This is a genomic window from Allobosea minatitlanensis, from assembly GCF_964020775.1.
The window spans coordinates 2,199,427-2,220,816 of record NZ_OZ224509.1; the positions used below are offsets into that span (position 1 = coordinate 2,199,427).

The following is a 21,390-nucleotide window of genomic DNA, read 5'->3' on the forward strand; positions in this document are numbered from 1 at the left end:
GCAGACCGGCGGGGCGGCCGGCGAACGAGCCGCGCCGGCCGGAGCCCCGGAGAGCGAATGCGCAAGCCCATCTTCATCCTGAACGGCCCGAACCTGAACCTGCTCGGACAGCGCGAGCCGGCGATTTACGGCACGACGACGCTGGCCGAGATCGAGGCGCGCTGCCGGGCGAAGGCGGGCGCGCTCGGCTACGAGGTCGATTTCCGCCAGAGCAATTTCGAGGGCGAGCTGATCGAGAGCGTGCACCGGGCCCGGCAGGAGGCCTGCGGCCTCGTCATCAATCCGGCGGGCTACAGCTTCACCTCCGTGGCGCTGCTCGACGCGCTGAAGATGTTCGACGGCCCCAAGATCGAGCTGCACATCTCCAACATCCATGCGCGCGAGGCGACCTACCACCATTCGCTGGTCTCGCGCGCCGTGACCGCCGTCATCGCCGGGCTGGGAGCCGACGGCTACGAGCTCGCGATCCAGGCGATGGCCGGGCTCGTCGAGCGGGCCTGAGGCGCCTGCCTTTCCGTCATTGCTGCGAGGAGCGAGGCGACGAAGCGGCGCCCGCAATGACGGTTCGCCTTCCCGAGATCAGGTTCAGCAGGGGAACTCAGCGCCGCAGTATGCCCAGTATGGCGGCCACCGTCATGCTGCGCCGGCGCGCCAGGGCGTCCGGCGCGCACATGTCGTAGTCGAAGACCTGGCCGACCGTCGCCCGGTGCGAAACATTGTAGATGCTGAGCGCGCTGATCGTCAGGGAAATGTCGAGCGGCTCCAGTCCTGCCCGGAACAGCCCCGCCGCGACGCCGCGCTCATAGATGCCGCGCGTGACCTCGACGACGGAGCTGTTGAGCCGCGTGATGGTCCGCGAGGCCTTGAGATGGCGGGCATGGTGCACGTTCTCGACCATCACCATCCGGACGAAATCGGGATTCTCAATGTGGTAGTCGAAGGTGGCTTCCGTCAGCCGCGTCATCGCCTCTTCGGGGGGCAGGGCGTCGAGGTCGAGACTGCGCTCGAAGCTGCGGATGCGGTCGTACATGCCTTCGAGGACGGCGCGGTAGAGCCCTTCCTTGTCCCCGAAATAATAGTAGATCATCCGCTTGCTGGTCGCCGTCTTGGCCGCGATGTCGTCGACGCGGGCGCCGCTCAGCCCGTTCTCGACGAACTCCGCCCGCGCCACCTCGAGAATGTTGCGGCGCACGCCCTCGGGGTCCTGGGTCCAGGATGTCTGACGTCGCTTGCCGCGGACCGTGCCGGCCGTGTTCGTCACGCTGCCTCGCTCATCGGATGCCTGCGCCGACAGAGGACGGCGCCGCGAAATGGACAGGGTGGTACATTGCGCTTGACCAATTGAACCAGTCAGTACATTTATCATCCTGCCACGACGGTGCAAGCCGTCGGGCACAGGGCCCGCAAAGAGGCTCCGTCGAGGAAAAGCTCCGGATCGACCCGGCAGAAGGTCGGCCGCCTCGGGGAGGAAGAATGAACTACAAACTCGATTTCACGCCGGTGATCGAGGGGCTGCCGGATCTGCTGCTGGCGTGCCTCGGAACCTTCGGCCTCGCCCTCGGCGGGATGGCGCTCGCCATCGTGATCGGCGTCGGCGGCGTGATCCTGCGCAATTCGCGCATCGCGCCCCTGCGCTGGCTGGTGAAGGGCTTCGTCGAGCTGGTCCGCAACACGCCCTTCCTGGTGCAGATCTTCTTCATCTATTTCGCGCTGCCGCTGGCGGGGGTGCGGCTCGACCCGACGCCGACGGCGATCCTGGCGCTCGGCATCAATGGCGGCGCCTATGCCATCGAGATCATCCGCGGCGGCGTTCAGTCGATCGGCAAGGGGCAGATCGAGGCGGGGCTGGCGCTCGGCCTGCACCGGGGGCAGGTCTTCCGGCTGATCGTGCTGAAGCCGGCTTTGCGCGCGATCTTCCCGTCGCTGACCAGCCAGTTCGTGCTGCTGACCCTGACGACCAGCGTCTGCTCGGCGATCTCGGCCTATGAGCTGACCTCGGTGGCGCAGCGGATCGAGTCGGAGAGCTTCCGCTCCTTCGAGGTCTTCGGCACGATCACGCTGTTCTACCTCGTCATATCCTGGGTGATGATGCGTTTCTTTTCAGCGATTTCGCAGCGCTATTTCAGCTATCCGGTGAAGTGAGGAGGGGGCGATGGGCGAGGCCGAATTCCTGTTCCTCCTGACCGGGCTGAAATGGACCGTGCTGCTCTCGCTGGTCGGCTTCGCCGGCGGCGGCATCTGCGGGCTCGCGGTCGCGCTGATGCGCAGCTCCGGCATCGCGCCGCTGGAGCGCGGCACCGCCGGCTATATCGCCCTGTTCCAGGGCACGCCGCTGCTGATGCAGCTCTTCGTGGTCTATTACGGGCTGGCGCTGGTCGGGCTGAAGCTCGATGCCTGGGTCGCGGTCGCCATCGGCTTCACCCTGCATGCCAGCGCCTATCTCGGCGAGATCTGGCGCGGCTCGATCGAAGCCGTGCCGCGCGGCCAGACCGAGGCCGCCAAGGCGCTGAGCCTGCACTATGTCGCGCGGATGAAGGACGTGATCCTGCCGCAGGCGATCCGGATTTCGCTGCCGGCGACGATCGGCTTCCTGGTCCAGCTCATCAAGGGCACCTCGCTCGCCGCCATCGTCGGCTTCACCGAGCTGACGCGGGCCGGCAACATCGTCTCGAACCAGACCTTCAAGCCGCTCCTCGTCTTCGGAGTCGTCGGCATCCTGTATTTCCTGCTCTGCTGGCCGCTGTCGCTCTACGGGGCGCATCTGGAGCGCCGCATGGCCGTCGCCGCGCGCTGAGCGCGGCAAATCCTTCACCACAGAAGCCAAACATGAAACGTCACAGGGAGAGAAACATGACCAGGACCACACGCCGCAGCCTCCTCGCCGCCGGCGCCGCCGCGCTCGCCCTGCCGGCGCTGCTCGCCAGCCCGGCCGGCGCCGTCACCCCGGCCGAGATCAAGGCCCGGGGCAAGATCATCGTCGGCATCCAGGGCGACAACCCGCCCTGGGGCTTCGTCACCAGCGCCGGCAAGCAGGACGGGCTCGACGCCGACATCGCGACGCTCTTCGCCAAGGATCTCGGCGTCGCGGTCGAGTTCGTGCCGCTGGAGGTCAACAACCGCATCCCGGCGCTGACCACCGGCCGCGTCGACGTGCTGTTCGCCACCATGGCGATGCTGCCGGAGCGTGCCAAGGCGGTGCAGTTCTCCAAGCCCTATGTCGCCAACACCATCGTCTTCATCGGGCCGAAGAAGGACAAGATCACCAGCAACGAGGACATGGGCCGCTACACCATCGCGGTCGCCAAGGGCGCGGCGCAGGACACGCAGGTGACCAAGAACGCGCCCGCCGGCACCGTGATCCGCCGCTATGACGGCGACGCGCCCTCGATCCAGGCGCTGGTCTCCGGCCAGGTCCAGGCGATCGGCGGCAACATCTTCTACATGCAGCGGATCGAGCAGGGCCGCCCGGGCGAGTTCGAGAACAAGCTCGAATTCCAGAACCTCTACAACGGCGCCTGCACCCGCCTCGGCGAGAAGGAGATCAACGCCGCGCTCAACGCCTTCATCGACAAGATCAAGGCCAATGGCGAGCTGCAGAAGGTCTACGACAAGTGGATGAAGGTGCCGGTGCACAAGTTCCCGGACAGCCTGGAAGGCGTGCCCTTCACCGCGAACTGACGCGACGGGCGGAGCCAGGGCCAATGAGCGACGCTGCCGCGACCGGTGCCGCCCCGGCGGATGCCATGATCGTCATGTCCCATGTCGAGAAATGGTATGGCGACTTCCAGGCCCTGACCGACATCAACCTCGCGGTCCGCAAAGGCGAGAAGATCGTGCTTTGCGGGCCGTCGGGCTCCGGCAAGTCGACGCTGATCCGCTGCATCAACCGGCTCGAGGACTACCAGAAGGGCGAGATCCGGGTCGGCGGGACGCGGCTCGGCGACGATGCGCGGACGATCGACGCGGTGCGCCGCGAGGTCGGCATGGTCTTCCAGCACTTCAACCTGTTCCCGCATATGAGCGTGCTGCGGAACTGCATGCTGGCGCCGATGCGCTCGCTCGGCGCCAGCCGGGCCGAAGCCGAGGCGACGGCGCGCGCCCTGCTGGAGCGGGTCAGGATCCACGAGCAGGCGGAGAAATATCCGGCGCAGCTCTCGGGCGGGCAGCAGCAGCGCGTCGCCATCGCCCGGGCGCTGTGCATGAAGCCGAAGGTGATGCTGTTCGACGAGCCGACCTCCGCCCTCGACCCGGAGATGGTCAAGGAGGTGCTCGACACCATGATTGGGCTGGCCGAGGAAGGCATGACGATGATCTGCGTCACCCATGAGATGGGCTTCGCCCGGCAGGTGGCCGACCGGGTGATCTTCATGGCCGGCGGGGCCATCGTCGAGGAGGCGCCGCCGCAAGACTTCTTCAGCAATCCGCGCCATGAACGGACGCGGAAATTCCTCGGCGAAATCCTGCACCAGCCCTGACCCACCCCGGAACCAGCGACGGATCCCCTTCCATGTCCCGCCTCGTCTATGTCCTCAACGGGCCCAACCTCAACCTGCTCGGCAAGCGCCAGCCGCATATCTACGGCCACGAGACGCTGGCCAATGTCGAAGCCGACTGCCGCCGGCTCGCGCAGGAGCTGAAGCTCGAACTGCGCTTCCACCAGTCCAACCGCGAATACGAGCTGATCGACTGGATCCATGAGGCGCGCGAGGACGGGGCCGGCATCGTCATCAATCCGGCCGCCTTCACGCATACCTCGGTCGCGCTGCTCGACGCGCTCAACACCTTCGAGGGGCCGGTGATCGAGTGCCACATCTCGCAGGTGCATAAGCGCGAGGCCTTCCGGCATCATTCCTACGTCTCGCTGCGCTCCGACGGGGTCATCGCCGGCTTCGGCACGCAGGGCTACCAGCTCGGACTGAGACGCATCGCGAAGCTGATCGACGAAGCCGCGCAGTGACCGCCGGTCGGAACGGATTGCGACGGAGCTGAGCATGGCACCTGTCAAACTCGCGGTCGTCGGCGCCGGGCTGATCGGCCGGCGCCATGCCGAGCATGTCGCGCGCGAGCCCGGCACGGCGCTCTGCGCCATCGTCGATCCGTCGGAGGTCGGGCGCGATCTCGCCGAGCGGCTCGGCACGCGCTGGCATCGCAGCTTCGCCGATCTGCTCGCGGCCGGGCGGCCCGAGGGCGTCATCGTCGCCACCCCGAACCAGCTCCATGTCGCCCATGGGCTGGAGGCGATCGAGGCCGGCATTCCCGCCATCGTCGAGAAGCCGCTGGCGGACGACCTCGCCGGGGCGGCCCGGCTGGTCGCGGCGGCGGAACGGGCGGGAGTGCCGCTGCTGACCGGCCATCACCGCCGCTACAACCCGATGGTCGCCAAGGCCAAGGAGATCGTCGACAGCGGCCGGCTCGGCCGCGTGCTGGCGCTTCACGGCCAGTTCTGGCTGATGAAGCCGGACGACTACTTCGAGGCCGCCTGGCGCCGGGAGGAGGGGGCGGGGCCGATCCTGCTCAACCTGATCCACGACGTCGACCTGTTCCGCTATCTCTGCGGCGAGGTGGTCTCGGTCCAGGCGCTCAGTGGGAACGCCGTCAGGGGGCACGCCGCCGAGGAGACGGCCGCGATCCTGCTGCGCTTCGCCAGCGGCGCCATCGCCACCGTCACCGTCTCCGACACCATCGTCGCGCCCTGGAGCTGGGAGCTGACGACCGGCGAGAACCCGGCCTATCCGCAGCAGGACCAGTCCTGCTACCAGATCGGCGGCACGCATGGCTCGCTCACCATCCCGCAGCTCGAGATCTGGTCGAACCGGGATCGGCGGAGCTGGTGGGAGCCGCTCCTGCGCGAGCGCGTGCCCTTCGTCCCGGAAGACCCGCTCGCGCGCCAAATCCGCCATTTCTGCGACGTCATCCGCCATGGCGCGGCGCCGATCGCCTCGGGCCGGGAAGGGCTCGCGACATTGGCGGTGATCGACGCCGTCCGGCGGGCGGCCCGCTCCGGCGAGACCGTCTTCCCGTCCGCGGCACCGGCAGGCGCGGCATGATCACCGGCACGACGCGGCTCATCGCCCATCTCGGCTATCCGACCGGGAGCTTCAAGGCGCCGATGATCTATAACCCCTATTTCGAGCGCGAGGGCATCGACGCCGTGGTCGTGCCGATGGGCTGCGGCGCGGAGGACTATCCCGCCTTCCTGAGGCTGGTCTTCCGGCTCTCCAACAGCCTCGGCGCGCTGGTCACCATGCCGCACAAGGTGACCACGGCGGGGCTCGTCGACACGCTGCTGCCGACGGCGGCCATCGCCGGCGCCTGCAACGCGGTGCGCCGCGAGCCCGACGGGGGCCTCACCGGCGAGATGTTCGACGGCGAGGGCTTCGTGCGCGGCCTGCTGCGCAAGGGACGCCCGGTTGCCGGCCGGCGGGCGCTGGTTCTGGGAGCGGGCGGGGTCGGCTCGGCCATCGCGGCGTCGCTGGCCAAGGCGGGAGTCGGCGCGCTCGGGCTCTACGACATCGATGCCGCGGCGGCCGAGGCGCTCGCCCTGCGGCTCGCCCGCTTTCATCCGGCGCTGGGACTTTCCCTGGGGTCGAACGATCCCGCCGGCTTCGACATCGTCGTCAACGCCACGCCGCTCGGGATGAGGCCGGGCGACCCGCTGCCGCTCGACGTCGCGCGTCTGGACGCTGCGAGCTTCGTCGGCGAGGTGGTGATGGCGGAGGAGATCACGCCCTTCCTGGCCGCGGCGCGGTCGCGCGGCTGCGCCGTGCAGGTCGGCAAGGACATGCTGTTCGAGCAGATTCCGGCCTATCTCGAATTCTTCGGCCTGCCCTCGACCACGGCGGAGGATCTGAGGAGCGTCGCGAGGCTGGATTGAGGGGAGCGAGGGAGGCTTGCCCCGCGGGGCTTGCCGATGCGCCGCGGCGCGGCCGCAGGCTCAGTCGCGCAGGCTCGGGGTCGCCGTCCGGTTCCGGATAGCGCTGGTGAGCGGGGTGGGGATCGAACCCACGACCACATGATTAAAAGTCTGATTATGGCTGTTTTCTAGCCATTTCCTGAGTTTCCGAAAAACACTCAAGGCACTGAAAAAGAAACAAAAAGAAACCTATGTCCACTTGATTTTTTTTGAACGCCGCCCCATATTGCTGGCTACAATGTGGCTATAAAAGGTGGGCCGTGGCTAAAATTCGGATCACAGCGGATAGCGTCGCAGAGGTCATGAAGTCGGCTCGTCCGAACCGAACGACCTTCTATTTCGACGCCGATCTGGCGGGCTTTGGATTCTACCGGACTCCGGGTGATACCGGCACGTTCTTTGCCGAGTTCCGGCCCGTGGCAGGTGGGGCAAAGAAGCGCATCAAGCTAGGGCGTGTCGGGACATTGAAGGCCAACGAGGCCAGGGAAGCGGCGCGCAAGGCGATAGCGAATGCCGCGCTGGGAAAAGACCTCGCGCAGGGTAGGGCGGATGACCGCGCCAGCGTGACCGTCAAGCGGCTCCTGGATCTCTACATCGAGCGCACGCGCGACAAGAAGAAGGCCTCCACCGCGGACGGCTACGAGTTGAGCGCAAGCGTGAACATCGTGCCGCATATTGGGGCGGTGAAGGCATCTGCGCTGACTCGGCGCGAAGTTCAGGTCATGCACACGAAGGTCGGAGTAGGGCGAGGCAAGTATGCAGCCAACCGGGCCGTAGCGCTCCTAAAGGCCGCATACTCATGGGGAGGCAAGCAGGAGCATGTGCCCGCTGGTTACAATCCCGCGTCCGGCGTTGACCGCTATAAGGAAGAAGCGCGCGAGCGCTTCCTGACGGTTGAGGAAATGCAGCGTCTCGGTGAGGCCATGGTTGAAGCCGAGACGATCGGATTCCCGGTCAATGCCGGCGATGCGAAGCACGCTCCCAAAGGTCCGAGTGTAAGTTTTTCGATGAATAAAAAAGGGCGAGCGCGCCAGTGGATAGGAACACCGACGCGCTCAAGCCCACCGAACAGCGCCATCCCGGCGCCGCACGATAAGAATAAAAAGCCGCCACCCGGCGAAATTTGAGAAACTCCGGGTGGCGGCAATAGGCGATGGGAACGGAGAAGAACCAACGCCCTTACTATAAGGGCCCAAGCTTGCAAAAAAGGGACATCACGCCGCTAGGCGTCGCGCACCTTCTTCCTTAGCCGTCTGCAAAGCCGCATCGAATTCAGCGCAAGCATCAATCAACTTCTGCTTACCGACGCGCTCGGCATTCTTGCCCGACTTTCCAAAGATCTCGCCGATATCGGACAGGTTCGCGGCACGCAGGGCGTAGTCGAGAACCATTACGGTATCCGCGGACACAAGCGGCAGGATGCGGTCAAGCATCTCCTGCGAGTCTATGCGGTCGTCGGGCGAGACGGTGTACGATGGTGGCGGCAGTTTGCCCTTACGCGTCCTGAACCTGCCTGCCGCGTTGCGAGGCTCCTTCAGGACGACGAACTTGTCGGACTTTGCCGTGCGGTGAAGGATTCCGATGATTTCACCTACGCGCACCTTGTCGCCATGACGCCTGCCGCGGTCGATGTCCTCGCCCGAGCCGAGCGCCCGTCCGAAGATGTCTGCGATATCGTCCGAGATGTCGTCGGGGTCATCCACTTCTTCAACGCGCTCGGTCGGGCGCTTGACGCCGCCTATCACTTCTACCTTGTCGTCGTCGTCCGTAGGCTGGGGCTTGTCGTCGTCGTTGGCCGCTATCGGCTCGCCGGTGGCTCCGGCAATGATGAGCGCGCCGCAGCGGATGGTGCGTCCAAATGCGTCGTATTCAACCTGTCCTTTGTGGGGAACGATCCGCCCGCCTACCTCTTTCCAAATGACGCCCTGCGAGGCCTTCTCAATCAGGTACTCCGGAGACCAGTCGTTTAGCTTGCCGGCTTCTGCTTGTGTTGGCGCGGCAGGGTCGCCAGGTTCGGCCATCCACGTGCTACCGCACGCACCCGCTTCAGAGTCATCACGCAGTCGGCGCCAGATCAGCAGCGCCTTGAACTGTTCCTGCCAGCCACGAAGGCGTGGGCTGTCTGTGTGAGCCTGCCTTACAGCAGGCTCGTTATCGTTTGCGGCGTCAGTAGCGCGAAGGATCTCGAGAATGTCGCGCCGGCCCTCCGTGTCGTGCGGATCGTCGGGGGCGATGAAATAGGCTTGGCTCATCGCGGCGCCCTCTGCCGAACCCAATCGCCGACGGCTTCAAACCAGTCTCCGCCATCCGCTTCGTTTACTGTACCATCCGGGCAGAGGATCGCCGCGATCTCCGGGCCGGTGCTGCCCTCTATGACCGGTTCGGTGAGAGTGACATCGGAGTCGCCGTCCGTCGTCACCTGCCAGGCCACGATCGGCGATCGTCCATATCCTCGCCCGTTGTCCGCAGGCCATAGTCCGTAGTAGCCGGCCGCTGCGGGAATGATGGTGGTTGTCATGCTGCTGCTCCGTTCTGAGAGATGGCCGCCGCGCGGCTCTTCTGGTAGTCATTTGGTGGTGTAAGGAGCGTTCCCGAAACGCCCTTACACCTACCTACGTAGTAGGGGAACGCCGGGAACCCGGTAATCTCAATGATTTCAATGACTTGCGCCGTTCCCGATTTTTTCGGGAAGGCCGGGAACGGGAACGCTAACCCATTGATTTCATTGACATCACCGTTCCCGCGTTCCCGGGAACGGCTCGCAAACCGGGAACGGCTTTCACCATTCCCGGGAACGGCCGGGAAGGCCGGGAACGGCGTCATGACGACGCCCCCGGCTGGAATTCCCCATACCCTTCCGCGAACTGCCCGCCGCGCACATCGAGCCATTTCGGGGTGTTGCCCTTGGCAATAGCGGCGACGATTTCACCTGCATCCAGCGCGTTGTCCGCCAGGCTTTCAAGCCTGTTTCGGCCCATGGTTTTCAGGGGCTCGGGCAGGCGATGCCGCTGCTGGTACAACCCGCTCGCTCCCGTCTTCGTAAACGGCTGGCCGGCTGCGGCAGCATTGGCGATAGCGAAGGCAAGTGCCTCGAGCGTGTCGTCCTGCTTCGGCGCGGCAGCCTTCAGGTCGGCGGTGACGTCTTCAAGCAAGCCGAAGCCGTTACGGGCATAGGTCGACACGACACGCCGCGCCGCGCCGTTGGCTTTGACGATACCGCCCAAGACAATGCAGCCGGGGGAGTAGGGTCGCCCCAGTTCCTTGCATACAGCCTTTGCCCGCTTTTCCTCGGCTGGCCACAGGGCATAGGCGAGCCGAACGCCGTCAACTAGCGCAGTCGTTCCACGGATGGCCTCGCGGGCTTCCGCCAGGGTCTCGACGGGCTTGGCCGTCTTCCGCATGTGGTGCGCGACAAGGACCGAGGCGCCGGTCTGCGCCGCGGCCCGTGCCAGGCTGGCCGTGACGAACGCGCCGGCCGCCGGGTCTTCATTGACGGGAGCATGGGCGAAGCTCGCCAACGGGTCGATGCAAACGAGCGCAAGGTCGTCGATGCTGGCAAGCTGGTCGCCAAGGCGCTTCCACGCGTCGGTTTCCAGCATCCCGTCCTTGCCAAGCTGCCAGAACGCCTGAACGCCGCCGGCATCCGGCAGCGGAACGACCAGAAGGCGCTCGCCCTTCTCGGAGAAACGCGCGCCCGTCGGGTCCATGTCGTGTAGGCGGCGGTGGACCGTCTTGTAAGCGTCCTCAGCCGTGAGGAAGACGGCACTACCGGATTTCACAACCCGCCCGCCGAAGACGGGGCGCGCCAAAGGCCCGGAGCCGAATGCGACGCGCCGGCATAGATCCAACATCGCGAACGACTTGCCCGTGTCGCCCATGGCCGCAACGACGCCGGGCACGCCCATCTCAATCGAACCGTCCACGAGATAGTCGACCGGCTCCGGCTGGTCGCTGAAGGTGTCCGCCGTCCAATCGCGGATACCGACGAAGACGCTTCCGCCCAGGCCATCGTCGACGCGGCCAACGCTTACGTCACTGCCCTGATCGCCCCAGACGAAGACTACGTCCCGCCCGCGGACGTCAAGCAAGCCACGCTGTTGATTGCCGCGCATTGGTGGGAGCGACGCGAAACGGCCATCGCGGAAGGGCTCCACGACATCCCGCTCAATGCCGCCAACATCCTGGTGAACCAGCCGAGCCGCCACGGAAGCCGACAAGGTCGATATCGCCAGCAAGTTCGGTATCCCGGCCGATTTCGTGCCGTTGCTGGAAGGCGGTAGCGCGGCGCTGGACCAGCTCGCGAAGAATGCGCGTGACGCCGGTGCGGCCTTGTCCGATGACGTTATTGCCAAAAGCAAGGCATTCGACGATGCGTGGAATGGCGCTTGGAACTCGTTCATCACGGCCGCCAAGTCGGCGACAGTCAGCGCGGCGACGGCGCTCGGCGACCTGATCAAACAGGCTGATGACTTCCAGAAGAGGATGAACACGGCCCGTCAGGCCGGCGCCGCGCTGGGGCAGCAGATTGCGACGATGGCTGCCGGCGGACAGCCAACAACTGCACCAACGCCACCGTCCAGGCCGGATGGCACGCCTACTACGGCTCCATTGCCGCCCAGCCGACCGGGCCGGGGGTATATCGGCAGTGACGCCACGCGCATTCCGAGCAAGACCTCGGGGGGCGGCGGTGGTGGCAAGTCCGAAGAGGAACAGCGCTACGACCAAGTCCAGAATTACATCGAGGCGCTCGAGAAGGTAAATCGTGTCCTCGAGGCCGAGAAGAACACGCTCGGCAAGTCGAAGGCCGAACGTGCCGCCGCGATTGAGCTTGCCCGCATTGGCACCGTGACCGACGATGACCAGAAGAAAAAGATCGAGGACATCGTCAAAGCCAACGAGACCCTGCGCGAGTCCATCGAGAAGGTGAAGCGGGCTCAGAAGGACGCGAACGAGGCCGCCAAGTTCTTTGGTGATGCCGTCACGGACAGCCTTGAAGACCTGATCCTGAATGGCGACAAGGCCACCGACGTGATGAAGAATCTCGTGAAGCAACTCGCAAAAGCGGCCTTGCAGGCCGCGCTAATGGGCTCGGGGCCGCTTGCAGGTATCTTCGGCACGTCGGGCAGCAATGGCGCGGCGGGCGGCATCTTTGGGGCGCTGTTCAAGGGCTTTAGCGGCGGTGGTGGCACGGGCGGCTTGTACGCCTCGGGCGGCTACACCGGTCCGGGCGGCAAGAACGAGCCGGCGGGCGTGGTGCACAAAGGCGAGTACGTCTTCACGAAGGCACAGGTCCAGAAGATGGGCTTGGGCAATCTGGAAGCACTCAGCAGGGGTTATGCCAGTGGCGGGTATGTCGGGCCGCCTAGCGTTCCAACGGGGTTGGGTGCGGGCGGTGGCAAGCCTGTGGTGAATGTCGCCGTCCACAACGAGGCTGGCGCCGCCGTGACGACGTCCCAAGGGCCTAATGGCGATATCCAGGTCTACGTCAAGGCGATGCAGGCCATGATGGCGGATGACCTCGTGCGCGGACGCGGCCCGCTCAGCGCGGCAATCGGGGCACGGCAGGGCAATAGGCAGCTTCGCGGGTGAGCCGGAGCCCCACCGGCTAGCAGTACGCGGCCGAACTAGCCGAACTCACGGGGCTTGCCTGTTAGGCCTTCCTCAGCACCACACCGCTGCCCTGTGGGTCTATACCCGGCTCGACGAACTGGATGCCGGCCGCTTCGAGCGCGGCGCGGATGGCGGCGAGGTTGTTGGGGATTGGAACGCGCTTCTCCGTCTCATAGTCGCGGATTGTCGAAATGCTCACGCGCGATGCGTTGGCCAAATCGGTTTGAGACCAGCCGAGGAGAGCGCGCGCTGCACGGGATTGATGGGCGGGGAGCATGACGCCGCTGTAGCGATGTTATGTTACTAATGTCAACAACGTTATTTGACAGGAACATAATTTGTCTCTGTGATATTTTTTTGTTGACTCGAAGTGTGATTTGCGCCCTTAATGTCCACGTCACCAATTTAATATGACAAGGACACCGCCACATGAACATCCACACTGTGAACTTCACCCGCGACGCCCGCGGGCGCTTCCGCAAGCCAGCCGGCCCGCAGCCCGAGACCGTGCCCTTCAGCCGGTATCGCGACGCTTTCAATCGATACGACGGGCTGGAGCAGCTTTCGTACCGGCTTCGGATGTACTGGGCGCTGCTCGAGCCGGCTCTAAGTGACGGCATTGGGCGTCCGCTATCATCGAAAGACGCCGAGATGCTGCATCACCATATCGCGCAACTCGGCGAACTCATCGACCAGACGGCGGCCTTCGCATGACTCGCGCCACGGCCTTCGTCGGGCTGGTCGCAGCGCTGGCCTTCACGATCGGCGCGGCCTGGGCGACGGTAAGCCTGCCCATATCATGCGCTGGGCGTGCCGGTGCGGCGCTGGGCGAGACGATCAGGGCGCTTGCGGAGAGTCCGGCCTAACCGCAGCAGCAGCGCCTCGCTTGCCCGTCGCCGAATGGCGGCGGGTTTTCTGGCTATAGGCTGCGTTGTCTGGCTACAGTGTGGCTACAAAATTTATAGCCAGCGGCTCAGGCGCTTGCTAAGTGCTTGATTTTATTGGTGAGCGGGGTGGGGATCGAACCCACGACCACATGATTAAAAGTCACGTGCTCTACCACTGAGCTACCCGCCCTCACAGGCCCGCTGACATACGGAGGCGCAGGGCGTCGGTCAACATGTTCGATGCAGGATCGCACAGCCATGGTCGCGGTCCGGCCAAAACGTTAACCGGCCGGAAACCACGTCGTCCTAGCGTTGCGCCATGGTCATTCGCCGCGGTCTCCGCTCCGTTTTCGTGACGCTCGCGCTCTATGTGGTGTCGGCGCTGGCGGTCAGCTATTTCCTGTTCCATGCCCAGCATGGCGCGCGCGGCCTCGAGGCGCGCGGCGCCATCCGCGAGGCGCTGCGCCAGATGGAGACCGAGCTGGCGGTGCTCTCGGCCGAGCGCAAGTCGTGGGAGCAGCGCCTCGCGCTGGTGCGCGACGATTCGATCGATCGCGACCTGCTCGAGGAATCGGCCCGCGCCAATCTCGGGCGCACGCACAAGAACGACGTCGTCATCATGGGGCGCTGAGGCCCCCGCTCGGGCCGAAGGCCCGTTGCGGGTTAGGCCGGCGCGGGGTCGGCCCGCGGCGCCGCCTCGGCGGGATGGGCCCCTCCCGAAGGCCGGATTTTAGTTCCAAGCGTATCAATTAACCGAAAATCGGTTATGCCTTCAATTTCTTTATAAATCAAATAGTTAAGCCATGTTGCACTGCGAGACAGCGTGCTCGCCAAGGTTTTTTCGATCCTCTACAACAAAGGTCGAAGGCCCTTGGAGGATCGTCTATGGCTGTTGCTGCGCGTCAATCGAAAGCTCCCGCCCCATCGAAAGCGGCCGCCAAGCCGGCGAAGGCCCGCTCGGCCAAGGAGGGAGCCGGACAGGCCGCTCCGGCACCCAGCAACGTCACTCCCTTCACCAAGGACGAGGATCTCCACGCCTATCGCGAGATGCTGCTGATCCGGCGCTTCGAGGAGAAGGCCGGCCAGATGTACGGCATGGGCCTGATCGGCGGGTTCTGCCATCTCTATATCGGCCAGGAAGCCGTCGTCATCGGCATGCAGATGGCCGCGAAGGAGGGCGACCAGGTCATCACCGGCTATCGCGACCATGGCCACATGCTCGCCTGCGGCATGGAATCGCGCGGCGTGATGGCGGAGCTGACCGGCCGGCGCGGCGGCTATTCGCGCGGCAAGGGCGGCTCGATGCACATGTTCTCGCGCGAGAAGAACTTCTTCGGCGGGCACGGCATCGTCGGCGCGCAGGTCTCGCTCGGCACCGGGCTCGGCTTCGCCAACTGGTATCGCGGCGACAACACCGTCTCGATGACCTATTTCGGCGACGGCGCCGCCAATCAGGGCCAGGTCTATGAGAGCTTCAACATGGCCGAGCTCTGGAAGCTGCCGGTCGTGTTCGTGATCGAGAACAACCGCTACGCCATGGGCACCGCGGTGAACCGGGCCTCGGCGCAGACCGATTTCTCGCGCCGCGGCGTCTCCTTCAACATTCCCGGCGAGCAGGTCGACGGCATGGATGTCCGCGCCGTGCGCGAGGCCGGCCAGCGCGCCATCGCGCATGCCCGCTCCGGCAAGGGGCCCTACATCCTCGAGATGCAGACCTATCGCTATCGCGGCCATTCGATGTCCGACCCGGCGAAGTACCGCTCCAAGGACGAGGTCCAGCGCATGCGCGAGGAGCACGACCCGATCGAGCAGGTGCGCGCCCGCCTGATCCGCGAGTTCAAGGTCGCCGAGGACGAGCTGAAGGCGATCGACGCCAAGGTCCGCGAGATCGTCAACGACGCGGCCGAATTCGCCACGCATGATCCCGAACCCGATGCGTCGGAGCTCTATACCGACATCCTGCTGGAGCCGGCGCAGGGCTGACGCCCGCGCCCTTGCCGCCTCTCGCCTTTCCCCGCGTCTCAGAATCCGGGTGCGTTCATGCCGATCGACATTCTCATGCCTGCCCTTTCTCCCACCATGGAGGAAGGAAAACTGGCCAAGTGGCTGAAAAAGGAAGGCGACCAGGTCAAGGCCGGCGACATCATCGCCGAGATCGAGACCGACAAGGCGACCATGGAGGTCGAGGCGGTGGACGAAGGCGTCCTCGCCAAGATCCTGGTGCCCGACGGCAGCGAGAACGTCGCGGTCAACACGCCGATCGGCATCATCGCGGCCGAGGGCGAGGATGTGAGCGCGGCGGCCGCCGCCGATCCGGCCAAGATCAACCCGGCCGCTCCGGCGCCCGCGGCCGAGGCGCCAAGGCAGGAGGCGGCCGCGCCGACTGCCCCGGCCGAGGAGGCTCCCGCGGCGGGCAAGCCGGCCAGCGTTCCGGCCCAGGCCAAGGCCTATGACGCCTCCTCCGAATTCCCCGCCGGCGCCGAGATCGTTTCGATGACGGTGCGCGAGGCGCTGCGCGACGCCATGGCCGAGGAGATGCGCCGCGACCAGGACGTCTTCGTCATGGGCGAGGAGGTCGCGGAATACCAGGGCGCCTACAAGGTCACGCAGGGGCTGCTGCAGGAATTCGGGGCCAAGCGCGTCATCGACACCCCGATCACCGAGCACGGCTTCGCCGGCATCGGCGTCGGCGCGGCGCTGTCGGGCCTCAAGCCGATCGTCGAGTTCATGACCTTCAACTTCGCCATGCAGGCGATCGACCAGATCATCAACTCCGCGGCCAAGACGCTCTACATGTCCGGCGGCCAGATGGGCTGCCCGATCGTGTTCCGCGGCCCGAACGGCGCCGCCGCCCGCGTCGCGGCCCAGCACAGCCACGACTACGCCGCCTGGTATTCGAACGTGCCCGGCCTCAAGGTGGTGATGCCCTACAGCGCCTCGGACGCGAAGGGCCTGCTCAAGAGCGCGATCCGCGACCCCAACCCGGTGATCTTCCTCGAAAACGAGATCATGTACGGCAAGTCCTTCGACGTGCCGAAGGGCGACGACTTCCTCGTGCCGATCGGCAAGGCCAAGGTGGTCCGGCCGGGCGCGGACGTCACCATCGTCTCCTTCGGCATCGGCATGACCCATGCGCTCGGCGCCGCCGAGGCGCTGGCCCAGGAGGGCATCGACGCCGAGGTGATCGACCTGCGCACCATCCGCCCGATGGATATCGAGACCGTCATCGCCTCGGTGCAGAAGACCCATCGCTGCGTCGCGGTCGAGGAGGGCTTCCCGCAATCCGGCGTCACCGCCGAGATCGGCATGCGCATCATGGAGGCGGCCTTCGACTATCTCGACGCGCCCGTCGCCCGCGTCACCGGCAAGGACGTGCCGATGCCTTACGCGGCGAACCTCGAGAAGCTGGCGCTTCCGAATGTCGGCGAGGTCGTCGCGGCGGCCAAGGCCGTCTGCTATCGCTGAGAGGGGGCTGACCGATGCCGACCAACATCCTGATGCCCGCGCTCTCTCCGACGATGGAGAAGGGCAATCTCGCCAAATGGCTGAAGAAGGAAGGCGACACGATCAAGTCCGGCGACATCATTGCCGAGATCGAGACCGACAAGGCGACGATGGAGGTCGAGGCGGTCGACGAGGGCATCCTCGCCAGGATCGTCGTGCCGGAGGGCACGGCCGACGTCCCGGTCAACGAGATCATCGGCGTGATCGCCGGCGAGGGCGAGGATCCCAAGAGCGTCTCCGCGCCGGCGGCCGGCGCCGCGCCCGCCAAGGCGGAAGCGCCCAAGGCCGAGCCGGCACAGGCCGAGTCCGCGAAATCCGAAGCGGCCCCGGCGGCTGCTCCCGCCGCGGTCAAGGCGCCCGCCGCGCCGGCGCCGACCGCCGCAGCGGCTTCCGCCGGCGGCGACCGACCCTTCGCCTCGCCGCTGGCGCGCCGGCTCGCCCGGGAGGCCGGGCTCGACCTCTCTGCCATCCAGGGCTCCGGCCCGCATGGCCGCATCGTCGAGAAGGATGTCGAGGCCGCCAAGAAGGGCGGCGCCGCCAAGGCCGCTCCGGCGGCTGCGCCGGCTGGTGCCACGGCCGCGCCCAAGCCCGGAGCCGCTCCGCTCGCGGCCGGCCCCTCCGACGAGGCGGTCAAGAAGCTGTTCGAGCCGGGCTCCTATGAGGAGATCCCGCATGACGGCATGCGCAAGACCATCGCGCGCCGCCTGACCGAGGCCAAGCAGACCATCCCGCATTTCTACGTCACCGTGGATTGCGAGCTGGACGCGCTGCTGAAGCTCAGGGCCGAGCTCAACGCCGCCGCGCCCGAGAAGGACGGCAAGCCGGCCTACAAGCTCTCGGTCAACGACATGGTCATCAAGGCGCTGGCGCTGGCGCTGAAGGCCGTGCCGGACGCCAATGTCTCCTGGACCGAAGGCGCGATGCTCAAGCACAAGCACGCGGATGTCGGCGTCGCGGTATCGATCCCGGGCGGGCTGATCACGCCGATCGTGCGCGATGCCTGCCACAAGACGCTGTCGCAGATCTCCAACGAGATGAAGGACTATGCGGCGCGCGCCAAGGCCCGCAAGCTGAAGCCCGAGGAGTACCAGGGCGGCACCACGGCGGTCTCCAACCTCGGCATGTTCGGGGTCAAGGACTTCGCCGCGGTGATCAACCCGCCGCATGCGACGATCCTGGCGGTCGGCGCCGGCGAGCAGCGCGTCGTGGTCAAGAACGGCCAGCCGGCCGTCGCGACGGTGATGTCGGTGACGCTCTCGACCGACCATCGCGCGGTCGACGGCGCGCTCGGCGCGGAACTGCTGCAGGCGTTCAAGGGCTATATCGAGAAGCCCATGGCGATGCTGGTCTGAGCGGCGGGAGAGCACCATGGCTGACTACGACATCATCGTCATCGGCTCCGGCCCCGGTGGCTACATCGCCGCGATCCGGGCCGCGCAGCTCGGCTTCCGCACCGCCATCGTCGAGCGCGAGCACCTCGCCGGCATCTGTTCGAACTGGGGCTGCATCCCGACGAAAGCCCTTCTTCGGTCCGCCGAGATCCTGCATTACGGCGAGCACGCCAAGGATTACGGGCTGACGCTGGAAGGCTCGTTCAAGGCCGATCTGGAAGCGGTCGTGAAGCGCTCGCGCGGCATCGCGGTCAGGATGAACAACGGCGTCCAGTTCCTGATGAAGAAGAACAAGGTCGACGTGATCTGGGGCGAGGCCAAGTTGACCAAGCCCGGCACGATCGCGGTCGCGCCGACCAGGAAGCCGGCGATGCAGCCGCAGGGGCCGGTGCCGAAGGGCGCCAAGGGCGAGGGCAGCTATACCGCCGACCACATCATCGTCGCGACCGGCGCAAGGCCGCGCGCGCTGCCCGGCATCGAGCCGGACGGCAAGCTGATCTGGACCTATTTCGAGTCGCTCGTTCCGGCCAAGCTGCCGAAATCGCTGCTCGTCATGGGCTCCGGCGCCATCGGCATCGAGTTCGCCTCGTTCTACCGGACCTTGGGGGTCGAGGTGACGGTGGTCGAATTGCTGCCGCAGATCCTGCCCGTCGAGGATGCCGAGATCGCCGCCTTCGCGCGCAAGGCCTTCGAGAAGCAGGGCATCAAGATCATCACCGGCGCCAAGGTGACCAAGGTCGAGAAGGGCGCCGATTCCGTCACCGCCCATATCGAGGACGAGAAGGGCGGCAAGCAGACGATCCAGGCCGAGCGGCTGATCTCGGCCGTCGGCGTCGTCGGCAATGTCGAGAATATCGGGCTCGAAGCGCTCGGCGTGAAGACCGATCGCGGCTGCATCGTCATCGACGAATTCTGCCGCACCAACGTCAAGGGCGTCTACGCCATCGGCGACGTCGCCGGCCCGCCGATGCTGGCGCACAAGGCCGAGCACGAGGCGGTGATCTGCGTCGAGGCGATCAAGGGGCTGCATCCGCATCCGATGGACAAGCAGATGATCCCGGGCTGCACCTATTGCCACCCGCAGATCGCCAGCGTCGGCCTGACCGAGGCGAAGGCCAAGGCCGCCGGCCACGAGATCAAGGTCGGCCGCTTCAACTTCGTCGCCAACGGCAAGGCCGTGGCGCTGGGCGAGGATTCGGGCCTGGCCAAGACGATCTTCGACGCCAAGACCGGCAAGCTGCTCGGCGCCCATCTGGTCGGCCCGGAAGTGACCGAGCTGATCCAGGGCTTCGTCGTCGCGATGAACCTCGAGACGACCGAGGAAGAGCTGATGCACACCATCTTCCCGCATCCGACCCTGTCGGAGGTGATGAAGGAGAGCGTGCTCGACGCCTATGGCAAGGTGCTGAACGCCTGACGAAAGGCGCTGGCGACCACTGCCGTCATCCCGGCCAAGCCGCGAAGCGGCGCCGATCCGGGATCCATGCCTGAGCCTCTATCGGAAAGGCTCAGGCATGGATCCCGGGTCTCCCTGCGGTCGCCCGGGATGACCTGTCCGTTGTTTGCGGGCATAGTTCGGTCATGCCGCCGCGCACCCGCAAATCGCCCAAGCCCGACCGCGTCGTCCGCGACGAGGAGGTCGAGATCCTGCCGCCGCGCCGGACGCTGCCGCTCGACTGGAGCGTCATCGTGCCGACGGTCGCCTCGGGAACCGTCATCGGCTTCGCCGCGAGCCTCGTGGTCGGCGGCGGCGGGCTGATCCGCCATGCGGTGGTCGGCGTCCTCGGCATGCTGGTCGGGCAGGGCATCGTGCGCCTCACCGGCTGGCGGCTGAACACCGGCTACGGCTTCCTCGACGATGCTGGCATGGCGGTCCTCGGCGCCATCCTGGTCATCCTGCTGGCCCGCTTCATCGCCTGAGCGCATCGTCACCGGGCGGGCCGCAAGGCCCGGAACCCGGAACCGATGGCCCGGCTCGATAAGGCATCACCCGATCGTCCTGCTTCCCGACAAAGCGCATCCGTTCCGGGTTTCGGGCTCATGGCTTTGCCATGCCCCGGAATGACGGTGGTGGTTCCGTACGGAACCGGAATGGCGGTTGACGTGCCGCGTGCGATATTCAGTCCGATGATCTAACCGCGCAGTGCCGCCAGCGCCTCTGCTCCCGTGACGGCCGTCGCCGCCGGCCAGGCGAACCAGTTGCCCCGATGGCGCAAGGCGTCCTCCAGCCGCAGGCGATAGGCGTCGCGCGGGATCTCGATGGTGCCGAACTGGGCGAGATGGCCGGTCTGGAATTGGGTGTCGAGCAGGCGATAGCCGCCATGGCGCAGCCGCGCGACGAGATGGACGAGCGCCACCTTCGAGGCGTCGGTCTCGCGGTGGAACATGCTCTCGCCGAAGAAGGCGGCGCCGAGCGACAGCCCGTAGAGCCCGCCGACGAGCCGGCCGTCGCGCCAGCACTCGACCGTATGGGCGTATCCGAGCGTGAACAACTCGCCGAAGATCGCGCGGATGCGGCCGTTGATCCAGGTCTCGGGCCGGTCCGGCCGCTGCTCGGCGCAGGCGGCGATCACGGCCGCGAAATCGCTGTCGACCCGGACCTCAAAACGGTCGGAGCGCAGGGTGCGGGCGAGCCGCGCGGAGAGATGGAAGCCGTCGAGCGGAATGATGCCGCGCCATTCCGGCTCGACCCAGAACAGCCCCGGGTCGTCCGCCGTCTCGGCCATCGGGAAGATGCCGGCCGCATAGGCGCGCAGCATGATCTCCGGCGTGATGTCGGGCGTGTGCACGGGAACGGACCGGGCTTTCATGAGAGGATGGGAGCCTGCGGCGGCGGGCAAGTCAAACGGGAAGGCCGTCTTTCGCGCAACATCGCGCCGGGTTGCCCGCCATCGCCTCGGCGCCGTTTCCGGAACGACCGAAGGAAAGCCACGTCATCCCGGGCAGGCGGCCCTGGGCCGCGCCGATCCGGAATCCCTGCCGGAGCGTATGCCGCAAAGGTCCGGGCCTGGATCCCGGGCCTCCCTTCGGGCAACCGGGGCGAGATGCGGCGGAGGGCGGTATCTTCAGGCGAAGACTGAAGATA

Annotated in this window: 26 protein-coding genes and 1 tRNA gene; 19 read left to right on the forward strand and 8 right to left on the reverse strand. The window is 66.2% G+C overall.

Going from position 1 to position 21,390, the window contains the following annotated elements; translation table 11 throughout:
* Window positions 1-57 precede the first annotated feature (57 nt).
* Window positions 58-501: a type II 3-dehydroquinate dehydratase gene (locus ACWH43_RS10995; protein ID WP_158445668.1), complete on the forward strand. Its 444-nt coding sequence runs from the start codon at window positions 58-60 to the stop codon at window positions 499-501.
* Window positions 502-598: 97 nt separating this feature from the next.
* On the opposite strand, the gene ACWH43_RS11000 is transcribed toward ACWH43_RS10995, so the two are convergent.
* On the reverse strand, window positions 599-1,261 hold the full coding sequence (locus ACWH43_RS11000) for a TetR/AcrR family transcriptional regulator (RefSeq protein WP_260349413.1): 663 nt from the start codon (window positions 1,259-1,261) through the stop codon (window positions 599-601).
* A gap of 212 nt (window positions 1,262-1,473) precedes the next feature.
* On the opposite strand from ACWH43_RS11000, the gene ACWH43_RS11005 reads away from it, so the two are divergent.
* The 8 genes from ACWH43_RS11005 (at window position 1,474) to ACWH43_RS11040 (ending at window position 8,040) form a co-directional block, all read left to right on the forward strand.
* Entirely contained in the window at window positions 1,474-2,142 is a 669-nt protein-coding gene (locus ACWH43_RS11005) for an amino acid ABC transporter permease (RefSeq protein ID WP_448153463.1), read from the forward strand.
* A 10-nt stretch (window positions 2,143-2,152) separates the two neighbouring features.
* Window positions 2,153-2,794, forward strand: coding sequence for an amino acid ABC transporter permease (locus ACWH43_RS11010; RefSeq protein ID WP_158445670.1), 642 nt, complete (start codon window positions 2,153-2,155; stop codon window positions 2,792-2,794).
* Window positions 2,795-2,850: 56 nt separating this feature from the next.
* Window positions 2,851-3,678 (forward strand): transporter substrate-binding domain-containing protein, encoded by an 828-nt coding sequence (locus tag ACWH43_RS11015; protein WP_158445671.1) that lies wholly within the window; start codon window positions 2,851-2,853, stop codon window positions 3,676-3,678.
* Window positions 3,679-3,743: 65 nt separating this feature from the next.
* On the forward strand, window positions 3,744-4,475 hold the full coding sequence (locus ACWH43_RS11020; RefSeq protein ID WP_158445681.1) for an amino acid ABC transporter ATP-binding protein: 732 nt from the start codon (window positions 3,744-3,746) through the stop codon (window positions 4,473-4,475).
* Between the two features lie 32 nt (window positions 4,476-4,507).
* Window positions 4,508-4,957, forward strand: coding sequence for a type II 3-dehydroquinate dehydratase (gene aroQ, locus ACWH43_RS11025; protein WP_448153464.1), 450 nt, complete (start codon window positions 4,508-4,510; stop codon window positions 4,955-4,957).
* Window positions 4,958-4,991: 34 nt separating this feature from the next.
* Window positions 4,992-6,047: a Gfo/Idh/MocA family protein gene (locus ACWH43_RS11030; RefSeq protein WP_158445673.1), complete on the forward strand. Its 1,056-nt coding sequence runs from the start codon at window positions 4,992-4,994 to the stop codon at window positions 6,045-6,047.
* Window positions 6,044-6,874, forward strand: coding sequence for a shikimate dehydrogenase family protein (locus ACWH43_RS11035; protein WP_158445674.1), 831 nt, complete (start codon window positions 6,044-6,046; stop codon window positions 6,872-6,874). The genes ACWH43_RS11030 and ACWH43_RS11035 overlap by 4 nt, the downstream gene beginning before the upstream one ends.
* Before the next feature lie 341 nt (window positions 6,875-7,215).
* Window positions 7,216-8,040 carry an integrase arm-type DNA-binding domain-containing protein gene (locus ACWH43_RS11040; protein ID WP_260349415.1) on the forward strand — a complete coding sequence of 275 codons (825 nt, stop codon included), beginning with the start codon at window positions 7,216-7,218 and terminating at the stop codon, window positions 8,038-8,040.
* An 87-nt stretch (window positions 8,041-8,127) separates the two neighbouring features.
* Here the strand turns inward: ACWH43_RS11040 and ACWH43_RS11045 are convergent, their stop codons facing one another.
* The 4 genes from ACWH43_RS11045 to ACWH43_RS11060 are packed head-to-tail and all read right to left on the reverse strand — an operon-like array spanning window position 8,128 to window position 11,025.
* Window positions 8,128-9,165 (reverse strand): hypothetical protein, encoded by a 1,038-nt coding sequence (locus ACWH43_RS11045; protein WP_260349416.1) that lies wholly within the window; start codon window positions 9,163-9,165, stop codon window positions 8,128-8,130.
* Window positions 9,162-9,431, reverse strand: coding sequence for a hypothetical protein (locus ACWH43_RS11050; protein WP_260349417.1), 270 nt, complete (start codon window positions 9,429-9,431; stop codon window positions 9,162-9,164). Before ACWH43_RS11050 ends, ACWH43_RS11045 begins: the two co-directional genes overlap by 4 nt.
* Window positions 9,428-9,736 (reverse strand): hypothetical protein, encoded by a 309-nt coding sequence (locus ACWH43_RS11055; protein WP_260349418.1) that lies wholly within the window; start codon window positions 9,734-9,736, stop codon window positions 9,428-9,430. The genes ACWH43_RS11050 and ACWH43_RS11055 overlap by 4 nt, the downstream gene beginning before the upstream one ends.
* Window positions 9,733-11,025, reverse strand: coding sequence for an AAA family ATPase (locus tag ACWH43_RS11060; protein WP_375797034.1), 1,293 nt, complete (start codon window positions 11,023-11,025; stop codon window positions 9,733-9,735). The genes ACWH43_RS11055 and ACWH43_RS11060 overlap by 4 nt, the downstream gene beginning before the upstream one ends.
* Between ACWH43_RS11060 and ACWH43_RS11065 the strand changes: the two genes are divergently transcribed.
* Together ACWH43_RS11065 and ACWH43_RS11070 are read left to right on the forward strand one after the other, a co-directional pair.
* Window positions 10,921-11,193: a head-tail connector protein gene (locus tag ACWH43_RS11065; protein ID WP_375797035.1), complete on the forward strand. Its 273-nt coding sequence runs from the start codon at window positions 10,921-10,923 to the stop codon at window positions 11,191-11,193. The genes ACWH43_RS11060 and ACWH43_RS11065 overlap by 105 nt on opposite strands.
* A complete protein-coding gene (locus ACWH43_RS11070; protein ID WP_260349420.1) occupies window positions 11,171-12,502 on the forward strand; it encodes a hypothetical protein in 1,332 nt (443 codons plus the stop codon). Before ACWH43_RS11065 ends, ACWH43_RS11070 begins: the two co-directional genes overlap by 23 nt.
* 61 nt (window positions 12,503-12,563) lie before the next feature.
* On the opposite strand, the gene ACWH43_RS11075 is transcribed toward ACWH43_RS11070, so the two are convergent.
* Window positions 12,564-12,800: a helix-turn-helix domain-containing protein gene (locus ACWH43_RS11075; protein ID WP_260349421.1), complete on the reverse strand. Its 237-nt coding sequence runs from the start codon at window positions 12,798-12,800 to the stop codon at window positions 12,564-12,566.
* Window positions 12,801-12,952: 152 nt separating this feature from the next.
* Here ACWH43_RS11075 and ACWH43_RS11080 point away from each other — a divergent pair, with 152 nt between their 5' ends.
* Both ACWH43_RS11080 and ACWH43_RS11085 read left to right on the forward strand, forming a co-directional pair.
* A complete protein-coding gene (locus ACWH43_RS11080; protein ID WP_260349422.1) occupies window positions 12,953-13,237 on the forward strand; it encodes a hypothetical protein in 285 nt (94 codons plus the stop codon).
* Window positions 13,234-13,389 carry a hypothetical protein gene (locus tag ACWH43_RS11085; RefSeq protein ID WP_260349423.1) on the forward strand — a complete coding sequence of 52 codons (156 nt, stop codon included), beginning with the start codon at window positions 13,234-13,236 and terminating at the stop codon, window positions 13,387-13,389. The genes ACWH43_RS11080 and ACWH43_RS11085 overlap by 4 nt, the downstream gene beginning before the upstream one ends.
* Window positions 13,390-13,525: 136 nt before the next feature.
* Here the strand turns inward: ACWH43_RS11085 and ACWH43_RS11090 are convergent.
* Window positions 13,526-13,600: transfer RNA gene (locus ACWH43_RS11090), tRNA-Lys, on the reverse strand.
* A gap of 129 nt (window positions 13,601-13,729) precedes the next feature.
* On the opposite strand from ACWH43_RS11090, the gene ACWH43_RS11095 reads away from it, so the two are divergent.
* The 6 genes from ACWH43_RS11095 (at window position 13,730) to ACWH43_RS11120 (ending at window position 20,225) form a co-directional block, all read left to right on the forward strand.
* Window positions 13,730-14,041 (forward strand): FtsB family cell division protein, encoded by a 312-nt coding sequence (locus tag ACWH43_RS11095; RefSeq protein WP_158445675.1) that lies wholly within the window; start codon window positions 13,730-13,732, stop codon window positions 14,039-14,041.
* A gap of 254 nt (window positions 14,042-14,295) precedes the next feature.
* Window positions 14,296-15,393 carry a pyruvate dehydrogenase (acetyl-transferring) E1 component subunit alpha gene (pdhA, locus tag ACWH43_RS11100; RefSeq protein WP_158445676.1) on the forward strand — a complete coding sequence of 366 codons (1,098 nt, stop codon included), beginning with the start codon at window positions 14,296-14,298 and terminating at the stop codon, window positions 15,391-15,393.
* A gap of 57 nt (window positions 15,394-15,450) precedes the next feature.
* On the forward strand, window positions 15,451-16,875 hold the full coding sequence (locus ACWH43_RS11105) for a pyruvate dehydrogenase complex E1 component subunit beta (protein WP_158445677.1): 1,425 nt from the start codon (window positions 15,451-15,453) through the stop codon (window positions 16,873-16,875).
* 14 nt (window positions 16,876-16,889) lie between these two features.
* Window positions 16,890-18,266 (forward strand): pyruvate dehydrogenase complex dihydrolipoamide acetyltransferase, encoded by a 1,377-nt coding sequence (locus tag ACWH43_RS11110; RefSeq protein WP_158448233.1) that lies wholly within the window; start codon window positions 16,890-16,892, stop codon window positions 18,264-18,266.
* A 16-nt stretch (window positions 18,267-18,282) separates the two neighbouring features.
* On the forward strand, window positions 18,283-19,722 hold the full coding sequence (gene lpdA, locus ACWH43_RS11115) for a dihydrolipoyl dehydrogenase (protein WP_158444861.1): 1,440 nt from the start codon (window positions 18,283-18,285) through the stop codon (window positions 19,720-19,722).
* 164 nt (window positions 19,723-19,886) lie between these two features.
* Window positions 19,887-20,225 (forward strand): GlsB/YeaQ/YmgE family stress response membrane protein, encoded by a 339-nt coding sequence (locus ACWH43_RS11120; protein ID WP_158444862.1) that lies wholly within the window; start codon window positions 19,887-19,889, stop codon window positions 20,223-20,225.
* 212 nt (window positions 20,226-20,437) lie between these two features.
* Here ACWH43_RS11120 and aat read toward each other — a convergent pair whose 3' ends face one another.
* Window positions 20,438-21,115 carry a leucyl/phenylalanyl-tRNA--protein transferase gene (gene aat, locus ACWH43_RS11125; protein WP_375797033.1) on the reverse strand — a complete coding sequence of 226 codons (678 nt, stop codon included), beginning with the start codon at window positions 21,113-21,115 and terminating at the stop codon, window positions 20,438-20,440.
* Window positions 21,116-21,390 lie beyond the last annotated feature (275 nt).

Bases quoted from the DNA above. Each gene is read 5' to 3' on its own strand.
- ACWH43_RS10995 (WP_158445668.1), top strand. From the start codon at position 58: ATGCGCAAGCCCATCTTCATCCTGAACGGCCCGAACCTGAACCTGCTC.
- ACWH43_RS11005 (WP_448153463.1), top strand. From the start codon at position 1,474: ATGAACTACAAACTCGATTTCACGCCGGTGATCGAGGGGCTGCCGGAT.
- ACWH43_RS11010 (WP_158445670.1), top strand. From the start codon at position 2,153: ATGGGCGAGGCCGAATTCCTGTTCCTCCTGACCGGGCTGAAATGGACC.
- ACWH43_RS11015 (WP_158445671.1), top strand. From the start codon at position 2,851: ATGACCAGGACCACACGCCGCAGCCTCCTCGCCGCCGGCGCCGCCGCG.
- ACWH43_RS11020 (WP_158445681.1), top strand. From the start codon at position 3,744: ATGATCGTCATGTCCCATGTCGAGAAATGGTATGGCGACTTCCAGGCC.
- aroQ (WP_448153464.1), top strand. From the start codon at position 4,508: ATGTCCCGCCTCGTCTATGTCCTCAACGGGCCCAACCTCAACCTGCTC.
- ACWH43_RS11030 (WP_158445673.1), top strand. From the start codon at position 4,992: ATGGCACCTGTCAAACTCGCGGTCGTCGGCGCCGGGCTGATCGGCCGG.
- ACWH43_RS11035 (WP_158445674.1), top strand. From the start codon at position 6,044: ATGATCACCGGCACGACGCGGCTCATCGCCCATCTCGGCTATCCGACC.
- ACWH43_RS11040 (WP_260349415.1), top strand. From the start codon at position 7,216: ATGAAGTCGGCTCGTCCGAACCGAACGACCTTCTATTTCGACGCCGAT.
- ACWH43_RS11045 (WP_260349416.1), bottom strand. From the start codon at position 9,165: ATGAGCCAAGCCTATTTCATCGCCCCCGACGATCCGCACGACACGGAG.
- ACWH43_RS11050 (WP_260349417.1), bottom strand. From the start codon at position 9,431: ATGACAACCACCATCATTCCCGCAGCGGCCGGCTACTACGGACTATGG.
- ACWH43_RS11055 (WP_260349418.1), bottom strand. From the start codon at position 9,736: ATGACGCCGTTCCCGGCCTTCCCGGCCGTTCCCGGGAATGGTGAAAGC.
- ACWH43_RS11060 (WP_375797034.1), bottom strand. From the start codon at position 11,025: ATGCGCGGCAATCAACAGCGTGGCTTGCTTGACGTCCGCGGGCGGGAC.
- ACWH43_RS11075 (WP_260349421.1), bottom strand. From the start codon at position 12,800: ATGCTCCCCGCCCATCAATCCCGTGCAGCGCGCGCTCTCCTCGGCTGG.
- ACWH43_RS11080 (WP_260349422.1), top strand. From the start codon at position 12,953: ATGAACATCCACACTGTGAACTTCACCCGCGACGCCCGCGGGCGCTTC.
- ACWH43_RS11085 (WP_260349423.1), top strand. From the start codon at position 13,234: ATGACTCGCGCCACGGCCTTCGTCGGGCTGGTCGCAGCGCTGGCCTTC.
- ACWH43_RS11095 (WP_158445675.1), top strand. From the start codon at position 13,730: ATGGTCATTCGCCGCGGTCTCCGCTCCGTTTTCGTGACGCTCGCGCTC.
- pdhA (WP_158445676.1), top strand. From the start codon at position 14,296: ATGGCTGTTGCTGCGCGTCAATCGAAAGCTCCCGCCCCATCGAAAGCG.
- ACWH43_RS11105 (WP_158445677.1), top strand. From the start codon at position 15,451: ATGCCGATCGACATTCTCATGCCTGCCCTTTCTCCCACCATGGAGGAA.
- ACWH43_RS11110 (WP_158448233.1), top strand. From the start codon at position 16,890: ATGCCGACCAACATCCTGATGCCCGCGCTCTCTCCGACGATGGAGAAG.
- lpdA (WP_158444861.1), top strand. From the start codon at position 18,283: ATGGCTGACTACGACATCATCGTCATCGGCTCCGGCCCCGGTGGCTAC.
- ACWH43_RS11120 (WP_158444862.1), top strand. From the start codon at position 19,887: ATGCCGCCGCGCACCCGCAAATCGCCCAAGCCCGACCGCGTCGTCCGC.
- aat (WP_375797033.1), bottom strand. From the start codon at position 21,115: ATGAAAGCCCGGTCCGTTCCCGTGCACACGCCCGACATCACGCCGGAG.